Origin of the sequence: Microcystis sp. M109S1 (assembly GCF_020247025.1) — a bacterium.
Classification (GTDB): domain Bacteria; phylum Cyanobacteriota; class Cyanobacteriia; order Cyanobacteriales; family Microcystaceae; genus Microcystis.
The window spans coordinates 1-2,981 of the sequence record NZ_JADBRW010000358.1; the positions used below are offsets into that span (position 1 = coordinate 1).

Annotated in this window: 4 protein-coding genes; all 4 read left to right on the top strand. The window is 44.2% G+C overall.

All coding sequences use genetic code 11. The features are described from left to right. The first annotated feature begins 194 nt into the window (after window positions 1–194). Window positions 195–308 (top strand): NACHT C-terminal helical domain 2-containing protein, encoded by a 114-nt coding sequence (locus IM322_RS23785; protein ID WP_502863555.1) that lies wholly within the window; start codon window positions 195–197, stop codon window positions 306–308. A 57-nt stretch (window positions 309–365) separates the two neighbouring features. After that, a complete protein-coding gene (locus IM322_RS17805) occupies window positions 366–1,211 on the top strand; it encodes a sterol desaturase family protein (RefSeq protein WP_287675347.1) in 846 nt (281 codons plus the stop codon). Between the two features lie 162 nt (window positions 1,212–1,373). Further along, a complete protein-coding gene (locus IM322_RS17810) occupies window positions 1,374–1,961 on the top strand; it encodes a YbjN domain-containing protein (RefSeq protein WP_287675345.1) in 588 nt (195 codons plus the stop codon). A 236-nt stretch (window positions 1,962–2,197) separates the two neighbouring features. Beyond that, window positions 2,198–2,981 (top strand): transposase (locus IM322_RS17815; RefSeq protein ID WP_287698976.1); only part of this gene is annotated, 784 nt, incomplete at its 3' end.

Consider the following 2,981-nt stretch of genomic DNA (forward strand, 5'->3'; position numbering starts at 1 on the left):
ACATTTTGGCCGCAGGACTTGCGGTGTCAGTCTGTAGAGCGACCATAAGACCAGAACAGAGTAAATCTGTTAAGGCAGGTGCGGAACCCCGCAAGGGAAAGAAGCAGAAACCCAAATCGTGAGGTTTGGGAATCACCGTCGGTTTACGGCGGTGAGGATGTCAACCCTGGCAGTTTACGACTGAGCAACAGCAGATGCTCCAACGCTACTATGATGCCAATCAACTCCTGATCGATTGTTTGAATAGTAACTGCGAAATAACAGCCGCAATCCGGCAAGAAATTGAAGCCACGTTGCTGTTAAGCTAAACGGCTTTTACTTCGGATCACCGATATAGACTCCAAAAGGGTTATAGCTATTGGATCATGCAGGTTAAGCGCCGTTTAGCTTACCTTAAAAGGACTTGGAAGATCGGGAATGGCAAGGAGATTAAATTGATAGACCACTCATTTGGATTTTACGGGTTCGCTTTCTTTGGGATCATCCTAGCGCGATACTTTCTCGTGGCTGGGGGAACCTATTTGTTCTTCTATTCGCCCTTGAGTCAGTCCTTTGTCAATCACAACCTGCGGCATTGGTCTCCCTCTTGGCGATCGATTCAACAAGATATCACGCTCTCGGTTCTTTCGGCGGGGGTGTTTGCGCTGGCGGCGGCTTTCATCATGACAGGATACAGTTGGGGCATTACCCGCTTATACAGCCACCCTCAACAGTATGGGCTGTGTTATTTAGGGGTTAGTTATGGCGCTGTGTTGGTTCTCCAGGATGCCTATTTCTATTTCACCCATCGCTTGTTTCACCACCCGTCATTCTTTCGGTGGTTACACCAGGGACATCATCGCTCGCGCTATCCTACCCCGTGGACTTCGTTTGCCTTTGACCCACTAGAGGCGATCGTTCAGTCTCTCTTCCTGGTCGGCATTGTCTTTGTCCTTCCCCTGCATTTCATCACGTTAATTGCGGCACTCACCACGATGACGATCTGGGCAGTGTTAAATCATCTTGGGATCGATCGCTTGCCTTCCTCATTTCCCCATCATTGGTTGGGTCGGTGGTTTATTGGTCCTGCCCATCATTCCATTCATCATCGCAAGTACACCGTACATTACGGTCTATATTTCACGTTCTGGGACAAACTCCTCGGAACTCAAGACCCCGATTATGAGCAGAAGTTTGATGAGCGTCTGACGGGTAAAGTCGATGGAGTTTAACTCGTGCATCGCCCGTTACGTTTTGTATCGTATTCAATCAATTCATACAATTTTAATTAATTCATACACGAAATCAAACAACCATCTATTACGGTAATAGCAGAAGCAGAATTGTTGACTCGACTCAGGTAAGCAGTTCTCAAATTCAATAAGGAGAATATCATGCTTGTAAAAGATACGTCCAAAACAACCTCTAGCAAAGTTTACGCTGAAATAGACTTGTCTTCTCTCGAAAAAATTGTCAAAAGTATTTCTAATGTTTTTGATGTGCAGAAAGATGAAGATAGTGTCATGTTTAAATTCCGAGACAAGGATAAAGACAATGTGACAGTTGTTCTCAATGAGGTTGATGAAGAACGTCTTGTGTCTGTGATGGCGGTACGGATTCCTGACGGCTGCTTCATTGGCACCTTAATCGGAGTGAATAATTGGAACCAGTCTAAAAACTCTCATGGCACTTTTGCGTATATGACTCAAGCCGATGACAAAACTTTTATAGTCATTGAGTCAGATTTGATGTTGCGAGGAGGTGTTGAGGAGGAGAATTTAAAGTCATGGGTCAAGAATCTTGTCAATCACATTAATCCTTTTGAGGAGTTGGTTATCTCGACAATTCAAGAGGTTGGTGAAGATAGCGAGTTGATGAAAGGAGATAACGGTGATGTCTGGTCAGCCTTTGGGAATCTTATTGGAGGAGTCGTCGGTGGCACGATGAGTACCATAGCTTATCTTGCTACAGACTCTGAATAATAACGATTCAGAATAACAGTGATAAGCTAAACGGCGCTTAACCTGCATGATCCAATAGCTATAACCCTTTTGGAGTCTATATCGGTGATCCGAAGTAAAAGCCGTTTAGCTTACCACTGGAGTTTAGACTAACTCCCCCCAATCATACCGTACAGTCGAGTCCACTCAGAGAGGGACTATGGGGGAAGAGGAAAATCAAGAGATAATGAGGTAAAGTTACTCAATAATCAAAAGCCTTGAATCAATCTCTCCAAAAACTCCAGAATTTCAGAAAGGAAGCCTATCAACTCCTAGGCCCGGCCAAAGATGCCACTTTTGACTTAATGGATGCGGTTTTGACCACCCGAAAAGTCGATTCTTTGGCTGAGTTGTCCCTATCGACCGTATTTCGGAGAAAGTGGCCGAGCATCTATGAAGCCCTAGATGATTGTCGTCCCAAAACCAATAAATTAATGAAACTTTATCGGAAGCAAATACCGACACCAAAACCAGAGCAACGAATTATATTAGCGGGAGATCATACCCCATGGCCGAGGACTGAAGCTCCAACGTTAAAGGATAGAACTTATGAACATGGAGCTAAAGTAATCTCAGGAAAACCGATTACTTTGGGACATGGTTATAGTACCTTAGCTTGGATACCAGAAGGTGAAGGCAGTTGGGCATTACCCTTACGTCATGAGCGAATTTCTTCCCATGAAACCCCAATATCTAGAGCGGTTTTACAACGAACACAAGTATGCAGACATCTTCAACAAAGACCAATAACGCTCTGGGATAGTGAGTACGGATGCGCTCCCTTTGTTAAAGAAACAGCAAACATTAATGCAGATAAACTAATTCGGCTACGCCCTAATCGCTGTATTTATGCAGAACCTCCCCAATATCAAGGAAATGGGAGACCGAAAAAACATGGTGAAAAAATGAAATTATCTGACCCAGAAACTTGGGCAGTTCCAGTAGAAAGTATTGAGATTGATGACCCAACTTGCGGGGTCGTAAAAATTTCGAGATGGAATC

Excerpts from the sequence above, each read along its gene's own strand:
- IM322_RS23785 (WP_502863555.1), top strand. The coding sequence starts at position 195 with ATGCTCCAACGCTACTATGATGCCAATCAACTCCTGATCGATTGTTTG.
- IM322_RS17810 (WP_287675345.1), top strand. The coding sequence starts at position 1,374 with ATGCTTGTAAAAGATACGTCCAAAACAACCTCTAGCAAAGTTTACGCT.
- IM322_RS17805 (WP_287675347.1), top strand. The coding sequence starts at position 366 with ATGCAGGTTAAGCGCCGTTTAGCTTACCTTAAAAGGACTTGGAAGATC.